This window comes from Natrarchaeobaculum aegyptiacum, assembly GCF_002156705.1.
Lineage (GTDB): Archaea > Halobacteriota > Halobacteria > Halobacteriales > Natrialbaceae > Natrarchaeobaculum > Natrarchaeobaculum aegyptiacum.
Genome location: NZ_CP019893.1, coordinates 3,899,698 through 3,922,169, shown reverse-complemented (window position 1 = coordinate 3,922,169; position 22,472 = coordinate 3,899,698). Strand labels below are relative to the sequence as shown.

Below are 22,472 nucleotides of genomic sequence, written 5' to 3'. Positions count from 1 at the left end.
CGACGATCGGTCGCCTCCATCGTCCGATCGACCACTCGTCGATCGGTCACTCGCGTCGTCCGATCGATCCGACGGCGATCAGTCGCCTTCATCGCTCGACCGGCCACTCGCGTCGTCCGATCGATCCGGCGACGTGACGCCACCGTCGGTCTCCGCATCGACCGCCGACTCGCGCTCTCGCGACGTCATCGACGCACTCGAGTCACGACGCGTCCCAGCCGATCGTGCTGTGCCTGTGGTCGATGACGACGATTCGGCCGACGCGTCTTCGATCGTCTCGGTTCGTTCGTCGCGCACTCGACCGGGGTCCGTGAGTCCGTGATCGACTGTATCCTCGCGTTCACGATCGCCTCCGTGCTCGAGTTCGTACTCGACCACGTCCACGATCGACTCGAGGTCGACAACCCGCGCCGTCTGGAGGCGCTTTGCGAGCGACTCGAGTGAGTGTGCAGGGACACGTTCAGGATCGACGACGCCGCGAGCGGTGTGGACTCGTCCCGACGTCCCTGAAGCGTCCGGTCCGTCGCTGACGCCGACGACGATGTCGGCGTCCAGCACCGCCTCCAGAATGCGGTCGAACGCCCCGTCGTCCCCGAGGATCGGGTCGGCGACGACGACCGCGTCGGCCCGGCCGATTGCAGCGATCACGTCATCCGTGATCGACGCTGACGGTGCGCTGAACGGTCCGGTTTCGAACGTCTCGAGGTCGAACTGCGCTGCGGTCTCTGTGATGGCGTCTCCAGCGGGAAGCGGGCCGATCGAGGGGCGAACGCCGGCGAGTGTGAGCCGGGCGACCGCGCTCGAGGCGATCGGACCGGCCCCGAGGACGTGGACCTGGTCGTGATCGTCCGTACTCGTTTCCTCGTGGACAGTCGCCCGCTTACCGGCTCTCGAGTCCGAATCGGCCTCTGCGGCCGATCTTCGGTTCGGCAACGCCGTGATCGACGTCGCCCCCGACACCGGATCGGTCGCGACGACCGCGCTCGCGTCGAAAGCGTCGCCGACGGCGTCGGCGGTCAGGACCTCCCCTGGCGGGCCCACCTGACGGATCGTTCCACCGGCGAGCAACGCCAGCCGATCGCAGTATCGGGCGGCCAGCGAGAGGTCGTGAATCGCCGCCATCGCGGCCGTCCCATCGTCGACGACCTCCCGGACGAGCTCGAGCGTCTCGAGCTGGTGATTGACGTCGAGGCTGGCGGTGGGTTCGTCGAGCAGGAGTGCGGGAGTCTCCTGAGCGATCGCGCGCGCGACGATGACCCGCTGGCGCTGGCCGCCGCTGATCTCGTCGATGGTTCGATCGGCGAGGTCGACCGTCCGTGTCCGCTCGAGGGCCCGGTCGACGGCCCGTCGGTCGTCGTCGGTGGCGGGCGAGAATCGCGACCGGTGGGGGTACCGTCCCATCGCGACGACGTCCCTGACGGGGAACGAAAACGACAGGGCGGTGTCCTGCGGGACGACCGCGACGAGTCGGCTGGCGGTCTTGGAGGACGCGGCGTGGAGGTCCACGCCGTCGACCTCGACGCGCCCGGTGTCGGGCTCGAGTGCGCCGCTTGCAGCCCGGAGGAGCGTTGTCTTGCCAGCGCCGTTCGGGCCGACGAGGCCGACGAGTTCGCCCGGTTCGACGGTCAGGGAGACGTCCTCGAGGACGTCGTGGTCGCCGAACGAGCGAGCGAGGCTTTCGATGGCGATGGTGGGTGCTGGGTCTGTATCGCTCATAGTGCGTGTACCTCCCGTCTGACCAGCAAGAAGAGGAAGAAGGGGGCCCCGAGGGCGGCGGTGACGATCCCGACCGGGATTTCGACCACGCCGACGCGGGCGACGGTGTCCGTCGCGACGAGGAAGACAGCGCCAGCGACGGCGCTCGTCGGCAGGAGGATCCGGTGGTCGGGACCGACGATCAGTCGCATGATGTGCGGAACGACGAGGCCGACGAAGCCGATGACGCCGGCGACGGCGACGCCAGCTGCGGTGACGACGCTCGCGAGCGCGAGCAACAGGAGTTTGGTTCGCTCGACGTCGACGCCGAGGTGGTGGGCGTCTTCCTCACCGAGTAAGAGGACGTTCAATTCCCGGGAGAACGCGAGGAGAACGCCAACACCGACGACGGTAACAGGCAGGGCGAACTGGACGTCACCCCAGTTGCTGTAGCTCAGTCGGCCCATCATCCAGAGGACGGCCTCCCGGAGACTGTCACCGCTGTGGACGAGCATGTAGGAGATCAGCGCGCCGAGAAATGCCTGGACGGCGACGCCGGCGAGCAGGAGAGTCGCGACTGGCGTCCGGCCGCCCTCGGTCGCGATCGCGTAGACGAGAAACGCGGTCGCGAGTGCGCCCCCGAATGCCGCGACGTGGAGGCCGACTGGAATCAGGGCGGGGAAGGCGATCGCCGCGACCGCGCCCGCGGCAGCGCCCGTCGAGACGCCGATGATCGACGGGTCGGCGAGTGGGTTGCGGAAGAACCCCTGCATCACGGTGCCGGCGGCTGCAAGTGCACATCCGACGACTGCCGCGAGAACGATTCGGGGTAACCGAATGTTTTCGACGATCGTCTGGCTGGTCCCGGGAACGTCGAACCCGAACAGTGGACGGAACTCGAGCCCCGGACGGGGGATCGAGACGTCGACACGCGGAATCGTGATCGTTCCCTCGAGGACGATTCCGGTCGGGACCGAGATAGCGTTCAGACTCGCCAGCGCGACGGTAACGGGATCGATCCGGACTGGACCGAGTGCGGCGCTCCCGATGACGACGACGACGAGCAGCGCCACCAGCCCGAGTGTCCACCCGACTGTCCTGACCGGCGAGTGCATACCTCTCAATCTGGATTGGGTTAGTCAAATATTTGTTGCAGTGTAGCCAGCGTTCATTCGATGGAACGCACGTTCGATGTGAGACAGGCGCTCACAGTTGTGATGGGGGCGATACTCATCTGTTCGCTCTTCGCACCGGCAGCCGTCGGCGGTGTGATGGCGGATGGAGGTCAACAGATTACACTCGAGGCGGACGACGATTCGATGGCTGACGGGTCGGATGATTCGGACGGGTCGGACGATGATGGATCGGATGATTCGGACGGGTCGGACGATGATGGATCGGATGATTCGGACGGGTCGGACGATGATGGATCGGATGATTCGGACGGGTCGGACGATGATGGATCGGATGATTCGGACGGGTCGGACGATGATGGATCGGATGATTCGGACGGGTCGGACGATGATGGATCGGATGATTCGGACGGGTCGGACGATGATGGATCGGATGATTCGGACGGGTCGGACGATGATGGATCGGATGATTCGGACGGGTCGGACGATGATGGATCGGATGATTCGGACGGGTCGGACGATGATGGATCGGATGATTCGGACGGGTCGGACGATGATGGATCGGATGATTCGGACGGGTCGGACGATGATGGATCGGATGATTCGGACGGGTCGGACGATGATGGATCGGATGATTCGGACGGGTCGGACGATGATGGATCGGATGATTCGGACGGGTCGGACGATGATGGATCGGATGATTCGGACGGGTCAGACGATGATGGATCGGATGATTCGGACGGGTCAGACGATGATGGATCGGATGATTCGGACGGGTCGGACGCCGCAACTGATCTCGAGTGTGAATTCCCGCTCGAGCGAACGGACGCCCGCGGTGAGACAGTCTCACTCGAGGAAGAGCCGACGGATATCGTAACGCTGTACCCCGGTGACGCCCAGCTGGCGTTCCAGATCGGAATCGAAGATCGGGTCGTGGGGATGCCGATCGGGCAGTACACTGACTCCCTGGAGGTCGACGATCAGACGGACATCAGTGGCGACGACGGCGTGACGGTGGACGTCGAGACGGTCATCGATCTGGAGCCGGATCTTGTACTCGCGGGTAACATCGCGCTTTCTGAGGAGGACCTCCTCGAGACGCTCGAGGATGCAGACATTCCTGTCTACGTGCTTGACACTGCGAACTCGATCGACGACGTCGAAGAGAACGTCGTGATCACTGGTGAACTCTCGGGTGAGTGTACCGGTGGCCAGGAGACCCTCGATAGGATGGATGACCGTCTCTCCGATATCGACGACGATGTGGCTGACGTGGACGAACCGCTGGCGTACTACGCCAGTGACGCCGAAGGAGCGACCTTCGGCACTGGTACCTTCCAGCACGACGTGCTCGAGGCCGCGGGTCTCGAGAACCTTGCCGCGAACGCTGATGTGGAGGGATGGGGTGAGATCAGTCCTGAGGTCGTGGTCGCAGAGGACCCCGACTGGATCGTGTACCCTGATTCCGACTTTATCGATGAATCCGATATTCGTGATTCGTTCGGAGGGACGTCCGCCGTTGAGGATGACAACATCGTTGCCGTCGACGACAACGCGATGAGCCAGCCGGCACCGGACGTTATCTACGTGGTCGAAAACCTCGTGGAAACGATCCACCAATCGAGCGACGAGGAAACGAGTTCCGGATCGAGCAGCAGTAGCGGGAGTTCGTCCTCCAGTGGCAGTTCCTCCTCTGGCAGCTCCTCAACGACCAGTGCGGATGACGACGATGACGAGGCAGACGACGAAGTGGACGACGACGGAGTGGACGACGACGAGACCGACGAGGATGACACCGAGGAAGACGACGCCGCGGACGACGATGCCGAGTCGGACGACGACGCAGCGGACGACGATACCCAGACAGACGACGGAGCAGGTACCGATGCAGACGAGATAGGAGACGACGACCCCGAACCGATCTTCACCGGTGACGACGCAGTTCCAGCAGTCGGTATGCAGGGAGCACTGCTCGCGCTGATTGCGTTCGCCCTGATTGCCGGTAGCCGCCGCTCGAGCTAACCGGCCATCGATCACCGCTCGATCCTGTCGGATTTTGAAAAGCGTTTACTCGCAGGCCTCCGCAGGTCCCCCTATGGTCGAGAACGTCATCTGGCCCGCCTACCTCGATGCCGATCGCTCGCGTTCGGAGGGGCGACGCGTCCCACAGGACCTCGCCGTCTCCGATCCCTCCGTCGAAGAGATCGCGAAAGCCGTCCAGCAGATCGGCTACGACGCCACTGTCGAACGCGACAAAGCCTACTCGAGAGAGCCCTGGACCGACCGGGGACGCGTCGTCGTCCGCGGTGCCGACGACTCCACGAAGAACGACCTCGTTCAGGCCGTCGCGGCGTACGTCGTCGCGATGCGCGAGTGAGATGCGCCGCGTTGGCTCCGTCGTCCGGACCGCACAGGGACTCGCGATCCTCCGGGCGGATCCCTCGAGTGACGGCGACCAGTATCGACACGAAATCGGCACGATGGTGCTCGACGACTCGCTCGAGGAGGTCGGCCGCGTCGTCGACGTCTTCGGGCCCGTCGACCAGCCCTATCTGGCAGTGACGCCCGAGGACGTCCACCTCCCATCGCTCGTCGGCGCGACGCTCTACGCCCGCTAGCTGACTCCGACTCGCGTGGACTGGACGCTCGATTCTCGACTCTTTGCCCGCACTCGAGGGCTGTTCCCAACTAATTGCAAAACCTGGCTCGTAGTCAATCACTGCTATCGAGTTCAGTTCAGATATTGAGGTATTGGCTTTCAGTGATTGGATGTCGGTTCGATTGGGAACACTTCGAAAGCCCCCGGCACGCTCGAGTCGAGGGGCTCGCTGCGGTCCTCGTTCGCGCTGCTCACTGCGGTCCTTGCGTCGCCCGTCTTCCTCCAGCGGGCCGGCCCCTTTCAGTCCCACCCGGCCTCACCACTCACGGGTCTCTTCGTTCCCCGTTCGCATCCTCGAGGCACTCACTCCGTTCGTGCCTCGCACTCCCCAACCGACTCGCTCACTCCGTTCGCTCGTCCACCGGAAGACGCGAGCGTCTTCCGAGCCGTTCGCTCGCGGTGCTCGCGAAGACCTCGCGGGTCGACGAACCGTCCTCGCAGTGCTCGGACGGCTCTGCTCACGGGTCGTCCCTCCCCGTTCGCGCCTCGAGGTGCTCCCGTCGGTCGGACCTCGCAGCCAGCGCGCAAGGCGGCCGGGAGCGCGCCGCCGCGTAACCCGCGCGGCGGTGTGTGACCTGGCGGAAGAGCACGCTCTTCTGGGCATCGCGAACCCGTCGGGTTCGCTCAACGGGGAAGGGCAGGCCGTCAGCGGTCCTGGCGGATTGAAATGGCGAAGTATGCGCGGTTCGAAGCGACGCGAGAACCACGGGAGACGAACGGGGAGCGTAGCGACCCTTGAGTGCGGTTGCGGGTGCACAGGTGGCTCTATTCGAGCGATGCGAGAATATCCACCTGTGTGACAGCGAGCATGCTGCGGGCCTTCGTGGTGTTCTCGTTCTCCGTTGTTTCCTCAGAATGATAGGAAAATTGACGAAATCGGGCTTAATAGATGACTAGCCGGGGTCAAACAGTGACAGTAGCGACAACCGATATATCGTATGTCGATATACCTTCGATGTCGATCTGATGTTGCGAAGATGCCTCTATGATTCACAGGTTTCACAACTAAACAGGCTGAAATAACTCTCCGAGAGCCGTTGAGAACGTACGTCTATGAAACCTCTCGGATAGCTGCAAGGAAACGACCGGAGAAAGCGCACTCAGGACAGCGCTGGCGCTCCCGAGCGAGGAGAGCCCAGAGGAAACGAGTGGGTTAGTCGGGTGGGTCGAGGCCGTAATTCTTCTTGGCGAACGTCAGGAACGAGTTCGCCGTGAGCGCCGGCCCGTCCCCCACTTCGCCGTCCAGTTCGAGTTGGACGAGGATATCCACCAGCCGCCAGCAGTTGTATAGGACACAGGCGAACGCGAAATTGACGTACCGGAACCGGTGGTCGTGCGACTGTGTCTCTGCGAGGAACGTCTTCAGCTTCTTGAACCCGTTTTCGATATCCCAGCGGCGCTCATACCGGACCAGTACCCGCCCGATCTGGTGCTTCATCTCCCGTTCGTCAGCGGGATCGACGTCTACCCACGGCAGGTTCGTTTCGAAGGGTACCGTCGGCGCTTCGACTCGTGCCGGCTCGTCGATCTCCTCCTCGTCCGCTACTTCATCGAGAAGATTGCTCAACGGCGAGTCGGCGTCACGATCCGCCGAGAGCGGTGTTGTATCGCCGATGTCCTCGAAGTCCTCGATGAGTTCCTGGCGAATCGTCACGTCCGTGCCGTCATCGGCCTCATCTTCGCGTTCCCACTCGCGCCTCGGGAGGGAGACCGCCTTCCGCGTCGGTCCATCATCGCTTCGTGTATAATCCCCAGAATATACCAGCAACCCTGCTCCTTTTTCTTGTACCGAGCTGAAATATTGATGACGGGGTCGGGAACCACTCATACGGTTTACTGGAAGTCATTTCCGGCGCACCCACGACCCGGTCGGCGGGTGCGCCGGTAAATCGTTACAGTAAACCGTATAAATCCCATCTGCTTGCCAATGGTAAGCTACATAATTCCTCTCTGCATGTGTCTGTAATAGATGGGATTTCGCCGCCCTCGGAAATCCAACTCTGATTCAGGAAATTCATCATCTCGCTCATCAGCGTCTTCATCGTCGAAGCCGTCGACAACGGCTCGTCGATCCAACCGCAACGCCACCCGCACTACAACCGACTCACAGTCATCTGCTGCTCGGCGTAGCCGGTCTGCTGCTGAGACCAATAGCGAACACGCCGATCGAATCTGGCTCTCAGCGGACGACTGCGAAGCGGTACTCGGCCACTCGGTACCCACAGTGTCTCTCAGGCGAACGCTCGAGCAGGTAGTAAACACCGAAGGTCGTGAGACAGTCGAACAGTGGGCCGACGAAGGGATGCCAGTCGAGATAATGGGTGATTCTGAGAAGATGGCTGCGTTCCGAACGCGGCAAGCGCAGTCTCCTGACGCAGTTCCGACTGATATCGAACGGCAGAACGAGCTGTCGAAACACCGAAACAGATACACTCACCTGGATGATGACCGGTCTGGAGAAACAGCCGTTCCCGACCCTGTTCGCCGAGTTCTCTCCACACCTGGGCAGTCGCTGGATGCGGCGGTCCAGTCGGACTTGGCCGAGCGTCTGGGTGATCGTTTCGACGACGTCACGATTCATACCGGCCCGGAAGCGGCGAGAGCCTGCGAGTCGGTCGACGCCCGCGCGTTCACCGTGGGCTCGCACGTCGTGTTCAATCACGGCGAGTTCGATCCGGACAGCGCCACAGGCAAGTACCTGCTTGCCCACGAACTGGTGCATACTCGCCAGCAGACAGACGGGCGCGTCACTCGGTTGCCAGCCGACAACCAACTCGAGGTGCGAGATTCCTCGAGTGCGTACGAGCGTGAGGCGGACGAGTTTGCCAGTGAGGCGCTCCGATCGGATGCTGGCGTGGGGTCGCTCACGCCGAGCCAAGCAGCCCTGTCCGTCCAGCGGATGCACAAACACGAACTCCTCGAGGTCCTCGACGACGAACTCGAGGAGGACCTGCCCGAGGAGTTCGAGGACGGCCTGCCGGAGGAGGTCCTCGAAAAGCTGCCGGAGGCGCTGCGTGAGGGGTATGAAAACGGCCATCCAGCGTTTACGCGGGCCTACGAGCGAACGTTCGACAACGCGACGTTTCCTGAGCTGACGAGGGAAGCGGTCCGGAACAACGAACGATACGGCGGTGAAGGGTCGGCCCACTGGACCTGGGAAGAGATCCAGAACTCACTCCTGTTCAATGACCGCGAGGGAATCGAGAACCTCAGCGAGCGCGAGCAGCGAACACTGGCGCTGTTCATGAACGAGTCCGATGAGATTGCCGCCCAGTTCGGTGAAGCGATCGAGCGTCACTGGCAGGGCCTCTCCGGTGGTGAGTACTTGGCCGCCTCGATGGAGAACGCGACTGCCGGGGCGATAGTAGACATTTCGACGGGCCAACCATTCGTTTCGACGGCAGCCGGTGTGTTCTCCGGACCGATCCGAGCGCAAGTGGAGTACCAGGTGGACAAGCGCCTGCCGAAGGACTATGATGAATATGGGAAGGTAGAGCTCCTACGTGATTTAGTCGCAGAGGTGACTGAAGGGGATGAAGATAGGGCTGAGCAGGCGACTGAAGAAGCATCGGCCAGTCCGAACGAAGGCCAACTCAATGACTCAAATTACTTTAATTCTCAAACGAATTTAGAAGAAAATAATGAGTCCGAGTCTCACAACTCTCTAATTGATCCAGGTCAAATCAAGTCCAATTTAGAGGATCTCAGCAGAATCGATAGCAATCAGTGGGTGAAGTTAAGCCAAGATAAACGAGAAGAGTACCTCAAAACGTTACAACAGTCAGGCCTTACGTCACGTGTATTAGTCGGCACGATGGCGTCGGTTGATCCGGACACGATCGATGAGATTAGTGTGACAGACTACGCTAAAACGGGTGCGTCCAGTGCGGGCGTGACGGGGACGGTAACAACTGGAAGCAAAGCCGGTGTAGACGCAATCAAATCGAATTCCGTCGATTTTCCCGCAACTGTGAATTCGGGCTTGACTAAAGGAGGCGTGAAAGGTGTTGCTACTGTTTTGACAAAATTCGGTCTGGAAGTGTCTGGATCGAGAGGGAAACTCACAGCAGTTGGTGACGCCCTCGAACACCGAGCCAAACGCGTCAAAGGGATTCGCAGAGAGCGAGCTGCCGGCCTTGACTCCTCGCAAGAGTACGACGAACTGGTCCATGCACTCTTACACGTATTAGATGAGGAGGACCTGTTGGAGGAATATTATCATGGGTAATGCACCACCGTCCCGAATGGAAGCCGACGTTATGGGGCTGGATAGCCCAGGAGTAGCTATCCAGGTGATCGATCACCGCGACTATACCCATCACCTGCTGTTCGACTGGGACGGTGAACTCATTGGTCATGTTCAAGACCGATTTACAGAAGAGGTCCAGACTGATCTCCAACCTGCGAAAATACTCAATCGCGTTCGGTTTCGCGCACGTAACGTCGGACATCACGAGACTGACGCGAAACTCCTCAGCCCCATCTTCGACTGGGTCGTTCTTGAAAACGCCATCGATGTCCTCCAGGGTTTGGACCAATTATCGACTATGGAACACTTCATGGACTTTCTCGAAGCAATTCGAGATCCCCCCGTTGATGACGTGGAGTTCACCGCCTTGTACCTCCATCTGGATGATGCGAACGAAGAACTGATAGATCAGTCCGATCCCGTGACGTTTTATTTCGACGATCAGGACCTCGTTCACACACCAGTTAACCTCGAACGTGAGCCAGATGTGTACGTGACGATTTCACCGCTCAAAAGACCCTTCGCCTGCGATCACACCTTTCGAGATCTCATCGTCCATCAGCTCAAATGCCAGATTCGAGATCTCTACTACAGGCAGGGTGGGCAGCCACCGGAACAGTACCAAGTCAATGGGATCGGTCTTCACGATACTGAACTCGTCCCATTCGAACATCAAGCACAATAGAACCATGCAAGCAAACGTAATCGGAATTAAAGAAGGTGTTATTGGTGTGGAGGTTATCGATCCACGTGGTAATTCTCATCTCATCGAATTAGCTGTGGATAACGAAGATGCGGATGACTTTCACGGCCAGGACACTTACCCACACAGCTCCGGAGAACGGGACAATGAAGAAGAGCGTTTAATGAATCAGGTCTTCGCTCGCGCTCGGTTTGAGGCCCATACACAAACGGAGTACGATATCCTCCGTTCGGGGTGGGACCCGACTAAGTTACGCCGGGGCATCGACGCTCTCGAGCGCATTTCAGACGACGAATTCGACGACCTCTTCTACGAGTATTACATGGCGTTGCACGATCCGACGCGCCTCAAAGACGAGTATGATATCGGTCCAGACACTGCCGAAGTCGAGGGAGACCCCCGGATCGCACTCGTAATCAAGAGCTTCTGTATCACCGATCAAAACGAGATTGTGAGCGATTTACCCCTGTTCGTCTTCTACTCGAGCGAACAGGCCGACAAAAATTATACGGCTGGTCCGGATCCCGACTGTCCCAGTAGTACTACTGAAATCCCGTCGATGCTTCCACCATTCAAAGACGCACCAGAAGACTTCATCTATCCAGAGGACTTCAGAGGCCTGATGATCAATAATCTCATCTGCCAAATTAGAGATATTTATCGTAATATGGGTGAGCGTCCGCCGAAGCAGTACGATATCGATGGCTTCGGGAAACCCCACGGAAACTTTGATCGATGACACTAATTGTAGTATTCATCGAATGAATGAAGCGCACACGCATCACGTGTTGTTCGATTGGGATGGGAACCTCATTGGGCACGTCCACGAACGATATACAGAGGAAACGCAGACTGATCCCGAACCGAGTCGAATTCTCAAGCGCGTCCAATTTCGTGCACGGTACGAAGCTCACCGCGAGACGGATGCTCACTGCCTTGGGTCGATCGTCAATATAGATGTTATCGAGGATGCCATTACTGTCCTCGAAGCTCTCGATATTCGCCAGATAATGGACCACTTTGAGCCGTTCTTCAATACAATTCGTTCACCGCCCGTTGACAGAGAAGTCGTTGCGTTCACTGCACTGTTCCTCTCCTTAAACGATTCCAGAGACGAACTTGTTGGCCAGTCTGATCCGATTACGTTCTATCAGGAAAACGGAGAACTCGTCAATACTGATGTAACTCTCCGGAAAGAGCCGGATGTCCACATTACTATTCCGCCTCTCGAACACTGTTTCGCCTGTGATAAACAGTTTCGCGATCTTATCGTTCGTCATCTCGAGTGTCAGGTAAGAGACCTCTACTACAAGCAAGGTTGCCAGCCTCCCGAACGATATCGAATTGAAGGACGAGGACTCGACGAACCTGGAATTGTCCCTTTCGACGAACAAGCGAAATAGACCTATGAAAGCAAAAATCATCGGAACCGAAGACGATATCATTGGCGTCCAAGTCATCGACCCGCGTGGAAATATCCACCTCGTTGAGATTGATGTTGAAAACGAGGATACTGAAGACCTCCATGCTCAGGAATCATACCCGAACGATCCAACAGAAAGAACTGCTGAACAAAATCAGATTATGTATCAGGTCCGGGCACGAGCCAGATATGAGGCTCATATAGCCACAGAACACGATATTCTGTTGCCGGATTGGGATCCAAGACAACTACATCGTGGTATTGAGGCCCTCGAAAACATGTCTCTCAAAGTGTTTGGTGACAACTTCCGCGAGTATTATCACGCGCTAATCAATCCTGAAAAGACCAGAGAAGAGTACGGGATTACCGAAGGATCGGTTGAGTTTCCCGGCAAACCCCAGATCGTATTGATTATGAAAGGGTTCTGTATCGACGAGCAGAACGAAGTCGTGAACGTATTACCAGATATGTATATTTACTACACGAATGACCAAACCGAACAGACGTACACCGCGGGGACGTCGGCTAGCTGTTCGGATGAGACGACACAACTTACAGTGATGCTGCCACCGTTCGTAAGCATCTCTGATGACTTCAACTATCCAGAGGACTTTCGCGCCTCGGTAATCAATAATTTAGTCTGCCAAATCCGCGATATCTACCGAAATATGGGTGAGGAACCGCCTGCAAACGTTGATCTCGAAGGATTTGGAAAGCCTGCCGGCAATTTCGACCCAGATGAGTTCTGAGTTCTGTGTCTATCCCCATCACCCGCTGTTCGACTGGGACGGTTCATCGGTCACGTTCGAGACCGGTTTACAGCGGAGGATCAGACCGATTCCCAACCTGCGAACATACTCGAGCGCGTTCGGTTTCGCGCACGCAATGTCGGGCATCACGAAACTGATGCAGAACTCCTCAGCCCCATCTTCGACTGGGTGGTTCTCGAAGAAGCCATCGATGTCCTCGAGAGCCTGGACCAATCAGCCATCATGGAGCACTTCATGGACTTTCTCGAAGCAATTCGAGATCCTCCAGTACACAAGGTGGAGTTCACCGCCTTGTACCTCCATCTGGATGATACGAACGAGGAACTGATTGACCAGTCCGATCCCGTGACGTTCTATTTCGAGGATCAGGACCTTGTTCACACCCCGGTTAGCCTCGAGCGTGAACCCGACGTGTACGTGACGATCTCACCACTCACACGCCCATTTGCCTGTGATCATGCCTTCCGAGATCTTATCGTTCACCAGCTTAAATGTCAGATTCGAGACCTCTACTATATGCAAGCCAGTCAGCCACCCAGAGAATATCAGATCGACGGAGTGGGCATTCACGATACCAAAATCGAGTCTTTTGAACGTTCAACCAAATAAACTTATGAAAGCAAAAATAATTGGGATTGAAGATGGTGTCATTGGAGTCGAGGTTATACATCCACGTGGGAATCAGCACATTATCGAGATACCAGTTGATAACGATGAGGCAAGCGACTATCATGGACAAAATGCCTACCCACACAGCTCTGAGGAGCGTACTGAGGATCAAGAACATCTTATGAACCAAGTTTTTGCTCGAGCTCGTTTTGAAGCACATATAAACACCAATTACGATATACTACTCTCTGACTGGGACCCACGACAGTTGCGACGCGGGATCGACGCCCTCGAGAAGATGCCGCTCAACCAGTTCGACGAGGCCTTCCGAGAGTACTACCACGCGCTGATTGATCCAGAACGAACCAAACAGGAGTACGGGCTAACCGAAGGCAGAGTCGAATTCGAGGGGGAACCTCGGATCGCCCTGATCATGAAGGGGTTCTGTATCAACGACGAGAACGAAGTTGTCGAAGTCCTACCGGACATGTACATCTACTATTCGAAGGAGGACATCGAGGAGACGTACACGACTGGGACGCCAGCGAGCTGTTCGGAGGGAACCACACAGATCACCCCGATGGTGCCTCCGTTCGTAGAAGTGCCCGAGGACTTCGTCTACCCCGAGGACTTCCGGGGCTTCCTGATCAACAACCTTATCTACCAGATCAGGGATATTTACCGGAACATGGGTGAAACACCGCCCAAACAGTACGACATCGAAGGATACGGCAAACCAAAAGGGAACTTCGATCGTGACGAGTACTAACGCGAGTCGAGACGCACGACACTCTCCTCAGCACATCTTCAACTGGGTCGTTCTCGACGAGGCCATCGATGTCTTCAAAATTTCCGAATGTCTGATAGAATAGCGTAATTCACTGACTCGTCGAGCTGCGAAATAGTCGTCAAACTGGTGAGTAGTCACCGTTCAACCTATGCATTATAACTCATCTTCGGAACCCGTCTGTCGATGACAGACGACGAACTGGGAGTTGTCGACTGAGAACCGACAGTAGATGACGGTTCAGCCTACCGTACAACTAGCGGCGAGTCGAGAGGAAAACACCCATAGCGTGGGGGGCCAAACCGCGGGCTATGAACCATCGGTTTCGGGTCCTCGCTGCGGTGGGCGTGACTGTCGCGCTCTTTCTCGCCGTCCAGCTCGGCGCACTGGCGCTGATCGAGCCGTTCTACGAGTCCGACCGTCAGGCCGTCGACGACCCCCAGAATCCGACCAACAGCATCCTTTACTTCGGGATCATCCTCGTCGCGACGGGCTTCATGCTCGCGACGTTCAGGTACGACCTCGAGTGGCTCATCCGGGCGACGATCGTCGCCGTGAGCGTCATGCTCGCCGGGTTCGTCTTCACGGAGTTCGTCCCGTCGGCGGTCACCGTCGGACCGGTGAACGTCCTCGCCTGGCTCGCTGCCCTCGTCGTCGGAATCGCCCTGCTGGTCTACCCCGAGTGGTACGTCATCGACCTCACGGGGATCGTGATGGGGGCGGGCGCGGCGGCACTCTTCGGGATCAGCTTCGGGCTCTTGCCGGCGATCCTCCTCCTCTCGGTACTCGCGGTCTACGACGCCGTCAGCGTCTACGGCACCGAACACATGCTCGACCTCGCCGAGGGGGTCATGGACCTCAAGATCCCCGTGATCCTCATCGTCCCCACCTCGCTGTCGTACTCCTACCTCGCGCTCGGCGGTGAGGAGGCCGTGGGGGACGAGGACTCGGCTGATCAGGATTCCGAGACTGGCCACCACGACGGCGACGACGGAAACACCGAACCAGCTACTGGCGACGAAACGGACGAGGAGGACCTCCTCGAGCGCGACGCCCTCTACATCGGCCTCGGCGACGCCGTCATCCCGACGATCCTCGTCGTGAGCGCGGCCTTCTTCCTCGAGGTCGAGCCGCTCGACGTCCCCGGACTGGTCGTCAACCTTCCCGCACTCGGTGCTATCGTCGGGACCATCGCCGGCCTCCTCGTGCTCATGTACATGGTCCTGAAGGGGCGCGCACACGCGGGACTCCCGCTGCTCAACGGCGGTGCGATCGGCGGCTACCTGCTTGGCGCACTCGCCAGCGGCGTCTCGATTCTCACCGCCCTCGGCCTGTAAGTCGGTCTCTACTCGACGTTCGACATCCGGATTCGACTACGATCACCCGCCACCCCACAGTCCTCCGCCCTCCTCCGATTTCTCCTCGAGGTCGATTGCAACGTCGTCACCGTGGTTGATGGCCCCGGTCATTTCGTCGATGCTCGAGGCGTCCGTCTCCTCTCCCGCGAGTGCGTCGCCACCCTCGTCACCTCCGAGCAGGCCACCCATGCCCAGGTCCGTCTCGTCCCCGAACACGGCCTCCACCAGCCCCTCCGCGGGATAGACACCGGCCACGACGACGTGATCCCCACCGGCGTCGGGCCGACTCACGTCTACGTTTACGTCGACCTCACCGACGTCCTCGACGGTGGCGACGCCGTCGAACGTCGCGAACTCGATTTCACCATCGAATGCAGAAACGGATACCGACCGCTCGTCCTGCGGGCCAGCGTCCTCGTCGACGTCGAGGTCGACGTCCGGATCGAACTCGAGGTCGCCGCTGATCACGTCGAACCGGTCGTCGAGCATCCCCGCGACGTCCGAGTGCCCCATCTCCGCGACGGGATTGACCGTCTCACCCGCGACCCCGACGTTCGGCGTCGTCGCCACGAGAACGGCCGCGACCTCGAGGTCGCCGTCACCGAAGGCCTCGAACGGGATCGACCGGGACCGGACGTAGCGGCTGAGGTAACTCGTCAACTCGAGGGTCTGTCCTGCGACCGACGCCGTCTCGACGCGGGCCTGGGTGGCGCGGTACTCGAAATCGGCGTCGTCGGCGACGGCTGGATCGACGACCGCTGGTGACGCTGCAAACGACGTCATCTCGCCAACGCGCTCTGTAACCCTCTCGAGACACCCCGCAGTCAGCCCGACTCCCACCGCACCGAGCGTCGCGAGGGCGCGGCGTCGCCCCAGCCCCTCACGTCGCTGCCTGTCCATACCCGTACCTGGACCGCGACGCGTTTAGCTAGGCTCGGCCTACATACGCAAGCAGTTGGTACGGTCCCCCTTCCAGAGCGCTAATTACCTGCTTCGCTGCCTCGAACAGCCGTGGTCACCCTGTACTACCGATCGATCCCACCGGGACGGATCGTTCAGTCGGGGATCGCGAGCACTCGACGATCAGTCGTCACCGATCTTTGGATCGGAATCGGAGTCACTCGAGGCGACCGCGCTCGAACTCTGTACCTCGACGTCGTCTTCCTCTCGCAGGAACAGTGACCGCTGGGTCCCGAAAGCAAGCGCCATCGAGGCGATGGCGACCGACCATTCCGTCGGGGCTTCCGTTCCAGTTATAGTAGCCACTGAAAGTCAGTGCACACCCGATCGCCCGACAGCTATGCGATCGGTGTGTAACCCGTTTCAGTTGTTACTATAATGGGTTCCTGCCGGCCATCTGGGTTCGACGTCAGCACCAAGCGTGCCTTCTCCTCGTTCCACTCGCCGACCGCTCTAATGATCGTTGCCAACGTGGTCGTCAATCCGAGGCCCTCGTACTCCGCTTTCGTCGGCTATTTGCCCAACTGCTCGGCGGCCGCGCGCAACAACTCGAGAGATTCCAGTTCGTTCTTAACGCTAGCGTTGATTGCGACATCGGATATCAATCCGCACTCGAACCTGCGGCAACGAATCGTACAGTAATCGGATACTCACTACAAACCAATCGTGATAATTTCCGATGGCCATTAATAGCATACATTACTATATTCTATTCCTGAAAATTGTCTTCTAATATTATATCTGTTCTCACATTAGTTAATTTTTATGCCTCCAGACATCACGGATAGACTGGCCCGCAGAAGCGTACTGAAAACGACTGCATTGAGTGTTGGGTTTGTAGTTGCTGGCACTAGTACCGCCAGTGCCAACGAGGAGTGGAGCCAGGTTCTCGAAGCCGACGTTTCAGATATCAGTGGTCTCCAGCAGGCGCATATCGAGTTTGATGTCACTCCAGACGAAACGCGCGTTGTCCACCATTACGAGTACGATATGTCGTCATTCGGAGCGTCGGAACAGCCAACAGGTGCCACTCTCGAGTTACAAACCAGTAATGGGTCCGAGCTCGTGGAGACGCACTCCGATGGTCTCGACGCGGGAACTCTTGAGGCGGTTGCGACGGAGCAGACACGCCACTCGCCATCCGACGAAGTTTCCTCTGAATTAGAAACTCATCAATCGACTTCGATGACACCGTTCGCCGATACGACGTCACCTCTATGTGGTGACCTAGCAACAACTGACGTACCAGTTGAGGTGGACCACTTTGGCGGACGTTTTGAGGGAGCTGATATCGAAACGTGGGCAGATGATGATGTTGACTGCCCGGACCCGATTCATCCCATCTACGAAACGTCGTGGGAAGAGAACTCTGACGATCTGGACTGGGACAGCGACGCGGTCGAAGCTGAAGCCGAATACGAAACTGACGAATTTCCTGTTGGCGGCACTGTATCGGCAACCCACACATTCGACCTCGGGAGTACGACCAGTAGCCAGTGGGAGATCGACATCGAAACTGAGGCGAGTGGTTACGTTCCCTCTGATATCCTGCTTGAATTAAGAAGTGATGCTGGTACTGACCGATAATATTATACTACGACTCTAGTTTTATTTGGCATGAAATGTGGGGTATGTTATACATTCTCTTGTTCGAGATCCGCCGACACCTGCGCGCCAAGCGAACAGTTGCCAGTGCGTGCGTGCTCGTTATGTGTTACTTGTTGTGGATAAGCCACTCGTTGCGCATTACGACGTTTGAAGAGACCACTATGATTACTATGCTCCATTTCCAAGCTCGTTCGCTTTATGAGGGCCGGGTAATCCTCACCCTTGCACGGGATCCATTGTTGTTGTTATTCGTCATTTGTACCCCACTCCTTTTCGGAGCGACGACAGTTGCGGGTCACCGAGATACTGGCACATTGCGGCTGCTACAGTCGCTTCCGTACAGCCGATGGACGGTCTTCGTCGGACTCGTGGCTGCTCGAGTCGCGATGATGAGTGGCATCATCTGTCTGCTCATGATGGGTGCGCTTCTGGAGACATGGCGTCAGGGAGTTCCCTTCTCACCGGTTCATTTCGCTGGCTATACCGCAGTCCTCCTCGCCATCACGGCCACACTGGTGGTTGTTGGGGCGGCCATCTCGGCACGGGCGACCAGTCGGCGACGCGCATACACGTCGTCTCTTCTGTTCGGATTTCTAATTATCTTCGTGTATAGCCCACTCCAGGCCCTGCGTCCGGAGGTGATACTGCTCACTCCCAGAGCAGTCTACTACGCGCTGGTCGCAGGCATCGATATTAAGTGGGCAACGACCTTTCAGGCAAGGCCGAGTCAGTACCGTTTGGATTCGATATATCACTATACTGAAGCTGCTGTGCTATCGCTTTGTGCCTGGTTGTTCTGTGCAGCGATCGCCGGGCTCTATTCGTACCGGAACATAGATATTACGATATCATAACCATGACACTCGCTATCGAAACAGAGCAGTTGACAAAACGCTTCGGATCGGTTACCGCAATAAACGATCTCTCGCTTTCTGTCCCGAGCGGGACGGTTTACGGCTACCTCGGACCGAACGGGGCGGGCAAATCGACAACGATCGATATACTGCTGGATCTCGTCCGCCCGAGTGAGGGAACTGCGCGTGTGTTCGGCTACGACACACAGGCGTCTCCGATCGCCGCTCGAGAGCATATTGGTGTGTTGCTCGATGGGTTCAAGCCGTATCCAGCCGTTACTGGTCGCGAGCACGTCGAACTGGCAGCGACCGCGAGGGGGGTCTCGACCGATCCCGCCACCGTCCTCGCTCGCGTCGGACTCGAGGACGCAGCAGATCAACTCGCAGGCGAATACTCGAAAGGGATGACGAAACGACTTGGACTGGCGATGGCGCTTGTCGGTGGTCCCGACCTGTTGATTCTCGACGAGCCATCGACGGGGCTAGACCCACACGGTATCGTGATGATGCGTGAGATCATTCGTACCGAGGTCGACCGCGGCGCAACGGTCTTTTTTTCCTCGCATCTGCTCGATCAAGTCGAGGCCGTCGCCGATCGCGTCGCGATTATCAACGACGGGTCCTTGCTCGTCGAGGACAGTGTCGAATCGCTGAAATCCGGGCTCGAAGATGAAACAACGGTCAAGATCAGGATTGAGGATCCAGCGTCGGAGCAGCTTCGCGAGTTGCAAACAAATACAGACTCACTCGAGACGGTCAACAGCGTGCGGATCGACGGACGAACGCTGATCGCTCGCTGTCGATCCCAGGCGGCAACGGCGACAGTGGTGTCAGCTGTTGAAGAGTCACAGGCAACTATCGATACGTACGAAGTCGAACAACCGTCCCTCGAAGATATTTTCAAGACACACACCGACGGCGATGAGTGAGGACGCACCCACGGTAGCTACTCGTCAGCTTCGATCGATGAAGACAGTCGTTTCCGTCGACTGTTTGCGTATACGCCGATCGCGGGCGCTCGTCTTCGGTGGGGTGCTTTTTGCTGGCCTCTGTATGTTCGGTGCCTGGTATCCATCCGTTCCTGGGCAGCAGGTCCATCACAACTTGAATCTCGCCTACGATCTATCCGGTGATCTCAACGCCGAGCCGACGCCGTTGGTCGTTCATTTTTTTGCACGCTGGTTGCTCCTCTTTTTGAGCGTGCTGGCGGCGTTGGTAGGGAGCGGCGCAATTGCTGGACAGGTGCAGTCAGGATACAGCCGAACGCTCCAGACGTTGCCGTGTTCTCGTCGGACGGTCGTGTTTGGGATCGCGTGCACGAGGGCGGTGACCGCCGGTATAATCACTGCGATCGGACTTTCCGCTGGTGGAGCGACGATCTGGATTCGGTTCGATACTATCGATCTCGCCACGTATCTGCACTTCAGTGCTGTGACGATCGGATATGCGATGTTGTTGACCGTGCTGGCAGTTGGCGTCTCCGCGCTCGTCCGAACGCGTCTCCGAGCACTCTTTTTGACGCTGGGACCGATGGTGCTGGCGATCTATTTTGGTGGTGATATCGTGGCTTCACGACCGTTCCGTTCCGCGTTGCTCGTTCAGCCATATCAGATTCTCGTTTCCGGAGCACACGAGCGGTTGATTGCCAGACCCCACATCGAGCCATACCTCGACGAACTGAACGGCACGGACATCGTGACGCTTGAATCATCTGCTGACGTTCCGTTATACCTCACCGACATCGGTGTAGTCCTGACGCTAGTACTCGTTCCGGTGATGGTACTGACTGTCGGAAGTTGGCGATACAATCGCCGTGATCACACCGTCAATTGACGAACGAAAAAAGTCATGCATCCGTACGCAGACTGGCGAAAATATCAGCGGCGTACCCAGCAAGCGAACCTCTCAAATAACCGATTTTGAAACGTTGGGTCTTGCTTGCTGGTTTCAACTCCTCTTCCTGCTGTCAAACTGAATACATTGTAATTTTTGATTACTTTCTTTCAGTACAGCCCACCGCACTCGAGCGGGCGCGGATACCCACGCTGTCCGAAAATTGCGAGTTACGAAACCGCAGTCACTCCGAGGGCAACCGGTAGGTCGGCCCCTCGTCGGTGTCCTGTACCTCGACGCCGAGAGCCTCGAGTTCGTCGCGCAGGTCGTCGGCACGCTCGTAATTGCCTGCCTCCCGTTCGGCCTCGCGCACCTCGAGGACGAGGTCGACGACGTCGCCCGCGAGTTCGGCGCTACCGGTCGTCTCGCCCGCGAACGACAGCCCGAGAACCTCACCCAGTTCCTCGAGCGTCGCGACGGCCTCGCGGAGACCGCGGTAGTCGTACTCCGCGCGATCGTCAAGGTGGGCGTTGATCGCCGACGCGACCTGCAGCAGGGCAGACTGCGCCTCGCGCGTGTTGAAGTCGTCGTTCATCGCGTCGACGAATTCCTCGCTCGCGGTCTCGACTGCCTCTCGAAGTTCGTCGTCCACCACTTTCGTCCGGGCGTCGGTCGAATCGACGGCGTCGACGGCCGCCTCGTGGGCACGCTCGAGTCGGTCCCACCGTTCTTCGGCCTCGGCGATCGTCTCGTCGGAGTAGAGTTGCTGGCTGTTGTACGACCCCGCGGTGAGGAACGTCCGCAGGACGTTCGTCCCCCACCGGTCGACGGCCTCATCGACGGTGACGAAGTTGCCCAGACTCGAGGACATCTTCTCATCGTCCATCTGGAAGAGTTCACAGTGCAGCCAGTACTGGGCGAACGCCTGACCCGTCGCGGCCTCGGACTGGGCGATCTCGTTTTCGTGGTGGGGAAAGACGAGGTCCCGGCCGCCGACGTGGATGTCGAGGGTCTCCCCGAGGTGGGTCATACTCATCGCCGAGCACTCGATGTGCCAGCCCGGACGTCCCTCACCCCACGGCGAGTCCCACGTCTGGGCGGTCTCACAGGCCTCGTGGGCAGGTGCTGCACCCTCGTGGCGGTGTTCCTCGATCGCGTCGCGATCGACGCCGCCGGCCTTCCAGAGCGCGAAGTCCGCGGGGTGGCGCTTCTCCGAGCGCTCGTCGGGGTCGCCCTGAGATTCGATCTCCTCGAGTTCCTGATTCGAGAGTTTGCCGTAGTCGTCGAAGCGGGTGACGTCGAAGTAAATCGACCCGTTCGACTCGTAGGCGTAGCCTTCCTCGACGAGCGTCTCGATCAGGTCGATGATCTCCGGGACGTGCTCGGAGACGCGGGGGTAGACCTCCGCACGCAGGAGGTTGAGCGACCGCATGTCCGCGAGCGTGCGCTCGACGTAGCTCTCGGCGACCTCGCTTTCGTCCTCGCCCAGATCGGCTTCGCCTACGCGGGCGACGATCTTCTCGTTGACGTCGGTGAAGTTCTCGACGTGACGGACGTCGTACCCGAGGTACTCGAGCCAGCGGTGCATGACGTCGACGTGGACCCACGACCGCGCGTGGCCGAGGTGTGGGGGGTCAGAGACTGTCAGGCCACAGTAGTAGAGCAAGACGTTCTCGGGATCCTGTGGCTCGAACGGCTCCGTTTCCCCCGTCAACGTGTTCGTCACGTATAGGGTCATTACCGGTGTCTACCGCCGGCCCGTAGTTAAACGCTGCCACTATCGCCTCTCGAGGTGCGAATCGCCCGGTTCCGACAACGGTGGGAAGTGGGC

Annotated in this window: 20 protein-coding genes and 1 pseudogene; 15 read left to right on the top strand and 6 right to left on the bottom strand. The window is 58.6% G+C overall.

Annotation, left to right across the window (positions count from 1 at the left end; all coding sequences use genetic code 11):
* Positions 1-78: 78 nt before the first annotated feature.
* Positions 79-1,716 (bottom strand): ATP-binding cassette domain-containing protein, encoded by a 1,638-nt coding sequence (locus B1756_RS18895; RefSeq protein WP_086889959.1) that lies wholly within the window; start codon positions 1,714-1,716, stop codon positions 79-81.
* Complete coding sequence (gene btuC / locus B1756_RS18890; RefSeq protein ID WP_086889958.1) at positions 1,713-2,810, bottom strand: vitamin B12 ABC transporter permease BtuC; 1,098 nt, start codon at positions 2,808-2,810, stop codon at positions 1,713-1,715. The genes B1756_RS18895 and btuC overlap by 4 nt, the downstream gene beginning before the upstream one ends.
* Positions 2,811-2,870: 60 nt before the next feature.
* Here btuC and B1756_RS18885 point away from each other — a divergent pair, with 60 nt between their 5' ends.
* From B1756_RS18885 to B1756_RS18875, 3 genes are all read left to right on the top strand, one after another.
* Positions 2,871-4,850, top strand: coding sequence for a PGF-CTERM-anchored ABC transporter substrate-binding protein (locus B1756_RS18885; RefSeq protein WP_228434418.1), 1,980 nt, complete (start codon positions 2,871-2,873; stop codon positions 4,848-4,850).
* 73 nt (positions 4,851-4,923) lie between these two features.
* Positions 4,924-5,205 carry a signal recognition particle subunit SRP19 gene (srp19, locus tag B1756_RS18880; protein ID WP_086889957.1) on the top strand — a complete coding sequence of 94 codons (282 nt, stop codon included), beginning with the start codon at positions 4,924-4,926 and terminating at the stop codon, positions 5,203-5,205.
* Position 5,206: 1 nt separating this feature from the next.
* Positions 5,207-5,446 carry an H/ACA ribonucleoprotein complex subunit GAR1 gene (locus tag B1756_RS18875; protein WP_086889956.1) on the top strand — a complete coding sequence of 80 codons (240 nt, stop codon included), beginning with the start codon at positions 5,207-5,209 and terminating at the stop codon, positions 5,444-5,446.
* A gap of 1,194 nt (positions 5,447-6,640) precedes the next feature.
* Here B1756_RS18875 and B1756_RS18870 read toward each other — a convergent pair.
* Positions 6,641-7,228, bottom strand: a pseudogene (locus B1756_RS18870) (ISNCY family transposase); the annotation flags it as partial.
* A 483-nt stretch (positions 7,229-7,711) separates the two neighbouring features.
* Here B1756_RS18870 and B1756_RS18865 point away from each other — a divergent pair.
* The 8 genes from B1756_RS18865 (at position 7,712) to B1756_RS18830 (ending at position 15,365) form a co-directional block, all read left to right on the top strand.
* Positions 7,712-9,715 carry an eCIS core domain-containing protein gene (locus B1756_RS18865; RefSeq protein ID WP_228434417.1) on the top strand — a complete coding sequence of 668 codons (2,004 nt, stop codon included), beginning with the start codon at positions 7,712-7,714 and terminating at the stop codon, positions 9,713-9,715.
* Positions 9,716-9,731: 16 nt separating this feature from the next.
* A complete protein-coding gene (locus tag B1756_RS18860) occupies positions 9,732-10,421 on the top strand; it encodes a DUF7958 family protein (RefSeq protein ID WP_086889954.1) in 690 nt (229 codons plus the stop codon).
* Between the two features lie 4 nt (positions 10,422-10,425).
* Positions 10,426-11,178 (top strand): DUF7958 family protein, encoded by a 753-nt coding sequence (locus tag B1756_RS18855; RefSeq protein ID WP_228434416.1) that lies wholly within the window; start codon positions 10,426-10,428, stop codon positions 11,176-11,178.
* A gap of 22 nt (positions 11,179-11,200) precedes the next feature.
* Positions 11,201-11,842: a DUF7958 family protein gene (locus B1756_RS18850; protein ID WP_086889953.1), complete on the top strand. Its 642-nt coding sequence runs from the start codon at positions 11,201-11,203 to the stop codon at positions 11,840-11,842.
* 4 nt (positions 11,843-11,846) lie between these two features.
* Positions 11,847-12,611 carry a DUF7958 family protein gene (locus B1756_RS18845; RefSeq protein WP_006169139.1) on the top strand — a complete coding sequence of 255 codons (765 nt, stop codon included), beginning with the start codon at positions 11,847-11,849 and terminating at the stop codon, positions 12,609-12,611.
* 189 nt (positions 12,612-12,800) lie between these two features.
* Complete coding sequence (locus B1756_RS18840; protein WP_228434415.1) at positions 12,801-13,241, top strand: DUF7958 family protein; 441 nt, start codon at positions 12,801-12,803, stop codon at positions 13,239-13,241.
* 4 nt (positions 13,242-13,245) lie between these two features.
* Positions 13,246-14,010 carry a DUF7958 family protein gene (locus tag B1756_RS18835; RefSeq protein WP_086889952.1) on the top strand — a complete coding sequence of 255 codons (765 nt, stop codon included), beginning with the start codon at positions 13,246-13,248 and terminating at the stop codon, positions 14,008-14,010.
* 329 nt (positions 14,011-14,339) lie between these two features.
* Positions 14,340-15,365 carry a presenilin family intramembrane aspartyl protease PSH gene (locus tag B1756_RS18830; protein WP_086889951.1) on the top strand — a complete coding sequence of 342 codons (1,026 nt, stop codon included), beginning with the start codon at positions 14,340-14,342 and terminating at the stop codon, positions 15,363-15,365.
* Positions 15,366-15,407: 42 nt separating this feature from the next.
* Here B1756_RS18830 and B1756_RS18825 read toward each other — a convergent pair whose 3' ends face one another.
* Both B1756_RS18825 and B1756_RS20120 read right to left on the bottom strand, forming a co-directional pair.
* Positions 15,408-16,286 (bottom strand): DUF6517 family protein, encoded by an 879-nt coding sequence (locus tag B1756_RS18825; RefSeq protein ID WP_152031343.1) that lies wholly within the window; start codon positions 16,284-16,286, stop codon positions 15,408-15,410.
* Between the two features lie 183 nt (positions 16,287-16,469).
* On the bottom strand, positions 16,470-16,595 hold the full coding sequence (locus B1756_RS20120; RefSeq protein ID WP_267128215.1) for a hypothetical protein: 126 nt from the start codon (positions 16,593-16,595) through the stop codon (positions 16,470-16,472).
* A 516-nt stretch (positions 16,596-17,111) separates the two neighbouring features.
* On the opposite strand from B1756_RS20120, the gene B1756_RS18815 reads away from it, so the two are divergent.
* The 4 genes from B1756_RS18815 to B1756_RS18800 are packed head-to-tail and all read left to right on the top strand — an operon-like array spanning position 17,112 to position 20,641.
* Positions 17,112-17,933 carry a hypothetical protein gene (locus tag B1756_RS18815; RefSeq protein ID WP_152031342.1) on the top strand — a complete coding sequence of 274 codons (822 nt, stop codon included), beginning with the start codon at positions 17,112-17,114 and terminating at the stop codon, positions 17,931-17,933.
* 35 nt (positions 17,934-17,968) lie between these two features.
* Positions 17,969-18,808: an ABC transporter permease subunit gene (locus tag B1756_RS18810; protein ID WP_086889947.1), complete on the top strand. Its 840-nt coding sequence runs from the start codon at positions 17,969-17,971 to the stop codon at positions 18,806-18,808.
* A gap of 2 nt (positions 18,809-18,810) precedes the next feature.
* Entirely contained in the window at positions 18,811-19,737 is a 927-nt protein-coding gene (locus tag B1756_RS18805) for an ABC transporter ATP-binding protein (RefSeq protein WP_086889946.1), read from the top strand.
* The gene (locus B1756_RS18800; RefSeq protein WP_086889945.1) at positions 19,730-20,641 is read left to right on the top strand and encodes an ABC transporter permease; all 912 of its coding nucleotides are present in this window, start codon (positions 19,730-19,732) and stop codon (positions 20,639-20,641) included. The genes B1756_RS18805 and B1756_RS18800 overlap by 8 nt, the downstream gene beginning before the upstream one ends.
* 244 nt (positions 20,642-20,885) lie before the next feature.
* Here the strand turns inward: B1756_RS18800 and cysS are convergent, their stop codons facing one another.
* Positions 20,886-22,379, bottom strand: coding sequence for a cysteine--tRNA ligase (cysS, locus tag B1756_RS18795; protein WP_086889944.1), 1,494 nt, complete (start codon positions 22,377-22,379; stop codon positions 20,886-20,888).
* Positions 22,380-22,472: the final 93 nt, after the last annotated feature.